The sequence below is a fragment of the uncultured Gimesia sp. genome (assembly GCF_937910335.1).
Lineage (GTDB): Bacteria > Planctomycetota > Planctomycetia > Planctomycetales > Planctomycetaceae > Gimesia.
Genome location: NZ_CALEMX010000029.1, coordinates 1 through 8,139, shown reverse-complemented (window position 1 = coordinate 8,139; position 8,139 = coordinate 1). Strand labels below are relative to the sequence as shown.

The window sequence follows — 8,139 nt, the reverse complement described above, 5'->3', positions numbered from 1 at the left end:
CTGTTCTGCATTCAAGTTCCCTTTTTTAATTCGTGCTAACATGGATTTCTGCACGGACCGCATATGATCATTGAGAGGAACTCCTCTTTTTGCCATCATAATTGCAGGCTGCATGACCGTCTGTAAGTCCAGCTTGCCATATTTTTTGACTGCATAACACAAACCGGCCACGGTGCCGGGCACCGCGACCGCTAATGGCCCCTGACGACTGGCGTATTTTCGCTGAGTATCGTTGCCTGGCAACTTTGCATACATTTCCGGAGTCGCAGCGGCAGGCGCACGTTCCCGATAATCAATGACGACGGACTTTTGCTGCTCTGCATCCCAGATCACCATAAAGCCTCCACCTCCTAAGCCGCAACTGGCGGGTCTGAGGACGGAAAGTGCGAACGATGTCGCTACGGCTGCATCCACAACATTCCCACCTGCTTTGAGGATCACTGTACCAGCTGCGCTGGCCAGGGGATGATCAGCGGCTACGACCCCATTTTGATAGACCTGTTTTTTCTGATCGAGGGGAGGGTCTGCTGCATATCCCTTCCGAGGGCTTTCCAGAAGGGTAAAGATCAGTATCAGGCATAACATACTGCTTAGATATGATTTATGACTTAAATCGTTGAAATACATCTGTTTCCCTTTAAGCAGGTTTCTCGCTGAAAAAGTAATTGTCAGAATCAGTTCAGACAATCTGATTCTGCCACTCGAAGTCTGGTTTCTCACTGATTATACTATGCGACTTGACTTGATTGATTTCCAGATTGAATCTTGGAAAATCATTTAAAGAGAGCGAATCAGTGAAGGGGCTGTGTTTCAAAAATTCTCTGAAAAAGCTCTTCATACCGGCCCAGTTCATGAAGCAAAGACTTACCTATTACAGAGTAACCGTTAAATTAATCGCTGTAAAATAATGACACTCAATCAACTCCATTCTAATCAAGCCAACAAAACATGCCAACTGGTGACCCTTGGATGTAAGGTGAACCAGTACGAAACTCAACTCGTGAAAGAAGCGCTGGAAAAGAATGGGTATCGTGAGGCTTCTGAAACCGAGACCGCAGATTTGTGTGTTGTCAATACCTGTACGGTTACTGCCACGGGTGATTCAAAGGGACGAAAGCTGATTCGCCAGCTCTCTAAGAATAACCCCGGAACGAAAATACTGGTGATGGGTTGTTATGCCACGCGAGACCCTAAAGCGGTCTCAGAATTACCCGACGTTTTTGAAGTCATTACCGACAAGCGAGAACTGCCTGACGTTCTGGAACGGCATGGAATCGTTGATATGCCGACCGGCATTTCCAAATTCGAAGGACGTAAGCGGGCTTATGTGAAAGTTCAGGATGGTTGCATTTTGAGATGTACGTACTGCATCATTCCGCAGGTACGTCCCGGACTACAAAGTCGCTCGCCTGAAGACATTGAAGAAGAAGTCCGACGACTGGTGGGCAACGGATACAAGGAAATCGTTCTGACTGGTATCCATGTTGGTCATTATGGTGTCGATACTACACGTGGAAAATCGGGTAAGGCTCCTTTTCGACTTTGGCATTTGTTTCGAAAGTTGGATCAAATTCCCGGTGACTGGCGAATGCGACTTTCCAGTGTAGAGACCGCGGAAATCAATCATGATTTTATTTCTGCAGCCGCCGACTGTGAACACCTTTGCCCTCAGTTTCATCCTTCGCTTCAAAGCGGGTCAGATACCGTTTTGCGGCGAATGAAACGCCGGTATCATATCAGCCGTTTTCTGGAAAAATTGCAGATGATGCGCGAACGTTTGAATCACCCTTCATTCACAACCGATGTCATTGTCGGATTTCCCGGCGAGACAGATGAAGAGTTTGAGCAAACGAAGCAGGCCTGTCGCGATGCGGCATTTATGAAAATTCATGTCTTCCCATTCAGCGCACGTAAAGGAACGCCCGCTGCGACGTATGAAAATCAAGTTTCCCCTGAAATTCGCCAGGACCGCTGCCAGCAGCTGGCTGATCTGGAACGGAACTTAGCACAGAACTTCTATCAAACATTAATTGATCGTGAGCTACAGGTCCTCATTGAACGCGAGGAAGAAGACCATCCCGGATGGGTCCGCGGTACAGACCGCTGGTATGCACCTGTGATTTGTCGCGGTTCTCAAGCCGATCTGGGAAATTTTATAAAAGTGCGAGGTCTCAAGGATCACCGGGAATATCTTGAGGCGGCTCGCATTACGACTTAAATAAATGGTTACCCGTTTCTGTATCATTTCTGAAACGTTTTTTGAAAAGACTCTCGAAGAGTATCATAAAGAAGGAATTTGAGTGACATTGTTAATTGCGATTGAAGGCATCGATGGTTCAGGTAAAGGTACTCAGGCGGGCAAACTGCATCAGAAGTGTCAGGAGGAGGGAATTCGTTCCAACTTGATTGGTTTTCCGCGATACGATGAGACATTGTTTGGAAAGTCCATCGGTGATTTTCTGAATGGAAGATTCGGGCAACTTGATGAAGTGAATCCCTTTCTGGCATCGCTGCTTTATGCAGGAGACCGTTTTGAATCGCGCGATCACATTTTTCGAATGATTGAGTCAAGTCAGGTTGTTATTTTCGATCGTTACATTCCTTCGAATATCGCACATCAAGGAGCAAAACTATCCGGCGATGAACGTGCTGAATTCATTCAATGGATTGAGCAAATCGAGTATGAGATTTACAGGATGCCTCGGCTGGACCTGGCGATTCTGTTGGATTTACCTGCAGACTATGCTCAAAAACTGGTTGCCGAAAAACAGGCGCGCTCTTATACAGAAAAAGTAGCTGACCTGCAGGAAGCGGACCAAACCTATCTGTCTCACGTCCGAAAGGTGTACCTGCATCTGGCTGAAACAAATTCTCATTGGCAAAAAATTAATAGTCTGCATGAGAATCAATTAAGGTCTATTGAAGAGATTGGAAATGAAATCTGGTCTCATGTCTCAGACTTACTCTGATCGATGGGTTTCAGCTGTTTGTCCAGAGCGCATATGAACAGGGTTCTATCTCTCTCAATACTTAATGAAAGATGAATACAAAATATACTTGACCTGTTTAGGGAAAAGCCTGTCTAATATCAACGTTCTTTGATCTTTGAAGGGGAGACAGGAATTGTGAAGCGGGCTCCAAGCCAACTGACATTGCGGGAAATGTTCTCAGATACTGAGAGACTTACTTCAGAACTGATTGAGCATCTGGAATTGGGATTCATTCCTACTAATGATAAATTGATTAGTCTGGTACGGCGTGTTCCTGATGGAATTGAAAAACGACGTGTGGAAGATATCAGTATTCGAAATCAAGTTGCCGAGTTATTAAAAAGCGAAGATTTTGCGCAGGAACTGTTCGAGAAACTGGATGCCTATCTGGCAGCGATTGATCAATCTGTCAATCGCGTCATTAATAGTGAATAATTTCGCTATTTAGAAAGTATAGAAGCTGCCGAGTTAAGAAACTGTTGGCTCGAGGGGTGCAAATTCTTCAACCAGTTTTTTCGCACTTAGCAGACCATCAACGGCTGCCGACACAATGCCGCCGGCGTATCCCGCACCTTCTCCAACAGGATATAAACCACGGAAGCCTGAAGTCTGATAGGTTTCTCGTTCGCGGTCAATTCGAACAGGAGAACTACCACGCATTTCTGGACCGACTAAAACAGCGTCCTTTAAAAATGCACCATTCCATTTCTGATTCATAATTGGCAATCCGTTTTGAATTTGAGAAATCACAACCGGTGGCAATACCTGACTCAAATCCGCCGGGACGATGCCTCTTTGATAGGTGCCCTGATAGCGAAACCCTGCATCTGTTTTTCGATGATTCAGGAAATCGCCCGGAAGCTGAAGGGGGGACAGGTAATTTTTATTACCCAATTCAAAAGCAATTGATTCGTATTTTCTTTGAAGTTCCATGCCAGACAATGGATGATCGCTTCCGAATTCTTCCGGATAAATCGTCGTCATGATTCCACTATTCGCAAAGCCTGTATCGTGCCGGGAGTTGCTCATTCCATTGGTGCAAAACATATTTGGCTCTGAAATACTGGGCATTACAATCCCGCCAGCACACATACAAAACGTATAGAGATCGCGTTTTCCTTTCGTAATCATCGTGTAGTCAGCGGCCCCCAGGAGCGAGAGGTATTCCTGTCGGCCGTATTTGTGTTCATTGACCTGTTCCTGTGGCTGTTCAATTCTGAGTCCTAACTGAAATGCCTTTCGAAACATGGGGACTCCCAGATCGTATAACATTTGATAAGTATCGCGGGCACTATGACCAATTCCCAGTATCACTTGTGATGTTTTGCGATATCCCGATGATGTCATGATACCCTGTACTTGACCGTCAAGAACATCGATTCCTTCAAGCCGACATTCAAACTGGAATTCTCCACCCATCGCTACAATCTTGCGACGAAGGTTGCGACAGATCATCGGAAGTTTATTGCTACCCAGGTGAGGACGATGTTCATAAAGAATGGAAGCCCGGGCTCCACATTCAACAAAGCGTTCCAAAACCCACTGCACGTCAGGGCCGCTTAGGCGACAGGTCAGTTTTCCATCACTGAAACAGCCAGCTCCGCCTTCACCAAACAGATAGTTATTTTCGTTTTGAAAAGCGTCACCTTTATCGAAACGTCTGATTTCAGGTACACGCTCCTTGACTGGAAATCCACGCTCAATGATGAGTGGGCGATATCCTTTTAACGCCAGAAGATAACCGGCTAATAATCCAGCAGGCCCCGAACCAACGATCACCGGTCGTTCATCCAATGGTTGATTGCCACTGACGGGGTCTATAAAAGGGGCCTCTGAATAAGTTTGTACGGACAACTCTTCACGAAGATTTCTCAGAATCCCTGAATCATCCGGCACATTGACTTCTGCTGAATAGACAAAGCGTAAATCCCGACGCGAACGCGCATCCAGGCTTTTTCTGATGATTCGATAGCTCTGAATTTCTTCCGGCTTGATCCCCAAATATTGCGCAATGTGAACTGCGAGTTCTTGTTCGGGAAGTTCGACGGGCAATCGAATATTGGTTACTTTAAGTGACATAGAGCCTCAACCGGAATCGAACAATCGCAGAAACAATACCTGCGATCATATCAAGCAACCCGTCATGTTATACCGCCAGGGTAACCGAATGCAATTTTTGTCACTTCTAAACAATGAGAAAAGTAGAAAAATTTTGGAATGCAGGCTGCGAAATAATTGTTCAAGCTGCTTTTTTAAATGAAACGATATCTTCAACCGTCTTATCTGAAATGAGATGTTTCAGTTCTCGCTCCAGGTCTTCCATCTTTTCTTGTACTAGTTCTGTGTAGTCATTTAGTTGTTCGCGAGAGAGATTTTCCGGGACTGATATGGGTTGTCCAACGAGATAATAGACTTTGGAAAATGGTTTCGGAATCCAGATACTTGTCCAGCTTCCCTGGAATTTCCAAAAGCTGGTTGCCGTATATGCTGTCGGAATCACTGGTCGACCGGAGTGCGACGCGAGAAAAACGATGCCCGATTTCATCTTATGATGCGGCCCGCGTGGCCCGTCAGGGGTAATGACGACGTGTTTTCCCTCTGCCAGATGGATTAACTTTTTGATCGCGCTGGCGCCACCTCGGCTGGTGGAGCCACGAATTGCCCCCATACCGGCGGCCTTCAGCATTGCCTCTATCGTATCCGCATCTCGATGCTGACTAATCAGTGCTACACCATTATGTTCTCTGCCGCAAAATAAAGGTGGAATGACAGAGTCATGCCAGACACTGTATAAATAGCGGTCTGTACCTGTATCAGCAAAAGGGCAACGGGTAATACTGTCTCCAACATACTCGAGGCGTGTCGTCTTAAAAATCAAACGAATTAAGATGACAACACAAGAATTGAGAACGCTCAGCAAAGCTCGACTCTTAATTTTCAACCGATTACTCCTGCGCGGCATAGGCAATGAATCATATAGAAGAGAGAATTGTAATGATGTTTCAATCTATGCAAATCCCAATTTTCATCGTGCAATTCAGCTCACGAGAAGTCGCTTTTCCCGGCCGCCATTATTCACAAACTACCTATTTTCAACTAAATTTTGGAAAAGAGGCTGAAAAGGAGGTGCTTAATCAAGACTGATTTTTAGCAATTCCATCCGTCGATAAAGTTTGGCTCTGGTTAACCCAAGCAGTTTGGCTGCTTCTGTTCGATTATTTTTTGATCGCTCTAATGCGAGAAGGATTTGTTCTTTCTCGATCTGGTACAGCGTTTCCTCCAGAGGTTTGACAGTGGCAGGCAAAGCAGGACCTAGCAAACGCGCATCAATGCCAGTCCTTAGTCGTAATGGTAGTGACTCCTGTGTAATCATCAGTTCAGACGTCGTTTGGAATGCCGCCTGAATGATTTTTTCCAGTTCATCCAAATTCGTGGGCCAAAAGTAATCCTGAAACAGTGAGAGAACGCCGGGAGCAAAACCGCTAATTTGTTTATCCTGATACCGATTTTCATTTTCTAGAAAATGTTGTGCTAGTAATTCCAAGTCTTCCCTTCGTTCTCTCAAGGGAGGCACTTTGATCTGCATGGTTGTGATCAGGTAGAAAAATTCCGGAAGAATTGATTCTTGTTCTAAGAGATCTGTCAAAGAAAAAGAACTGGCTGTGATTAGCCGGATGTTATTTTTGGAAGTAGCCGATTGATATTTTGATAATATTATTTCCTGGATATCACGTGAAAGGGATTCAATATGTGAAAGAAAGAGTACTCCCGGCTCGAGAGGCATTGGTTCGTCGAACTCTTTTTTCAGGATTTTTGATACTGTTTGCTTCAGTTCGCGTGGCGGCAAACTATCACAATCCAAGGGAATAAATATTTTCCTTCTCTGCTCACTTTCAAAATGCAGGACTCTTGCCAGGTGTTCTTTTCCGGTACCGGGTTCTCCCCAAAAATGGACTGGTTGCGTCGAATTGATCACTAATTCCAATTGCCGTAAGACACGCTGCATCTCATCGTTTTGCGCTATGATGGTAGAAAATCGAAACCGGTTTCTTAATGAAAGACGTAATGCCGCCAGTTCAGCATGCAATTGCTGAGGAGGGGAGGCGACCGGCAAATTATGAGTTGCTTCGATGGGGTCAATGATTCCCCAAACCAATTTAGTCTGGCGATGTTCATCAAGTAACGGGGTATAACGAATTACACAGGGTAATGTTTTTCCGCTGTGTGTAAGTAAATAACGGGGAACCTCAGAATGGTTTCCCTTAAACACTTCTGGCGGAGGGCACAATAAATTACAAATCGATTCACACTCGTCCGCATCGGTATGCACTGCATAATCACAGGTCTGGCCTAGAATTTCGTCCGCCGGCCATTCCAGCAGTTTTTCACAACCCTGATTAAAAAAAAGAACAGTCCGTGCTGCGTCGATCAAAAACAAAGGTGTATCGAGAGAACTCAAGCGGGTTTCCAGTCGGGTGCGGCGTCCTGATCCTCTCTTCATACTTACTCGCACCTCCGCTTTTAGCTTAACCCGTCAGATCGATCTCGTATCGTTTGGAGACCTGACTGGATTTCAGAGCAAACAACTGTCACTGGCTTCTATCTTTGTACACGACCGGATCCGCCACCAGACATCAATGACTCAATTTCTGAACGAGTTGAATAATTAAAATCTCCCTGAATACTATGCTTCAAACAACTGGCGGCTACCGCATAGCGAATGGCTGTCTCGAGGGAAGCAAGTTCGGGCGTATTCAATGCAAATATCAATGCTCCCGCAAAGGAATCTCCGGCACCGACCCGATCTACAATATTGCGAATTTGATAACTGGAGTAATTACCATCCGCATCGCTTGGTGCAAAACATGCCTGATCTTTACTCTGATCATACAACATGGCGCCCCAGTTGTTATGACTGGCTGAAATACTTTCGCGCAAGGTTATAGCGACTTGTTTTACATTGGGATATTGCTCGGTCATTTGTTTTGCAACGGAAATGTATCCTTGAATATTCAGATTTCCCGCTTCGACATCAGATTCGGGTGCTTTGATTCCCAATGACAAATCTGCATCTTCTTCATTGGCAATTACAAGATCTACATAAGTCATGAGAGACTGCATCGTTTCTCTGGCTAAGTCGATCGGTTTG

8 protein-coding genes are annotated in these 8,139 nt (G+C 45.3%); 3 read left to right on the top strand and 5 right to left on the bottom strand.

Annotated elements, in window-relative coordinates; genetic code table 11:
• The coding region (locus Q0668_RS01145) for a gamma-glutamyltransferase (protein ID WP_298859098.1) at positions 1 to 627 on the bottom strand (627 nt) is incomplete at its 3' end.
• Between the two features lie 280 nt (positions 628 to 907).
• Between Q0668_RS01145 and mtaB the strand changes: the two genes are divergently transcribed.
• The 3 genes from mtaB (at position 908) to Q0668_RS01130 (ending at position 3,425) form a co-directional block, all read left to right on the top strand.
• Positions 908 to 2,218: a tRNA (N(6)-L-threonylcarbamoyladenosine(37)-C(2))-methylthiotransferase MtaB gene (mtaB, locus tag Q0668_RS01140; protein WP_298859096.1), complete on the top strand. Its 1,311-nt coding sequence runs from the start codon at positions 908 to 910 to the stop codon at positions 2,216 to 2,218.
• 82 nt (positions 2,219 to 2,300) lie between these two features.
• A complete protein-coding gene (locus Q0668_RS01135) occupies positions 2,301 to 2,969 on the top strand; it encodes a thymidylate kinase (RefSeq protein ID WP_298859094.1) in 669 nt (222 codons plus the stop codon).
• Positions 2,970 to 3,125: 156 nt separating this feature from the next.
• Positions 3,126 to 3,425 (top strand): hypothetical protein, encoded by a 300-nt coding sequence (locus tag Q0668_RS01130; RefSeq protein ID WP_298859092.1) that lies wholly within the window; start codon positions 3,126 to 3,128, stop codon positions 3,423 to 3,425.
• A 33-nt stretch (positions 3,426 to 3,458) separates the two neighbouring features.
• On the opposite strand, the gene Q0668_RS01125 is transcribed toward Q0668_RS01130, so the two are convergent.
• The 4 genes from Q0668_RS01125 to Q0668_RS01110 form a co-directional block, all read right to left on the bottom strand.
• Positions 3,459 to 5,069 carry an FAD-dependent protein gene (locus Q0668_RS01125; protein WP_298859088.1) on the bottom strand — a complete coding sequence of 537 codons (1,611 nt, stop codon included), beginning with the start codon at positions 5,067 to 5,069 and terminating at the stop codon, positions 3,459 to 3,461.
• Positions 5,070 to 5,229: 160 nt separating this feature from the next.
• Positions 5,230 to 5,931, bottom strand: coding sequence for a lysophospholipid acyltransferase family protein (locus Q0668_RS01120; protein WP_298859086.1), 702 nt, complete (start codon positions 5,929 to 5,931; stop codon positions 5,230 to 5,232).
• A 189-nt stretch (positions 5,932 to 6,120) separates the two neighbouring features.
• Positions 6,121 to 7,491, bottom strand: a complete 1,371-nt coding sequence (locus Q0668_RS01115; protein WP_298859084.1) for a sigma 54-interacting transcriptional regulator — start codon at positions 7,489 to 7,491, stop codon at positions 6,121 to 6,123.
• Between the two features lie 98 nt (positions 7,492 to 7,589).
• Positions 7,590 to 8,139: PfkB family carbohydrate kinase (locus Q0668_RS01110; RefSeq protein ID WP_298859082.1), on the bottom strand; the 550-nt coding region annotated here is incomplete at its 5' end.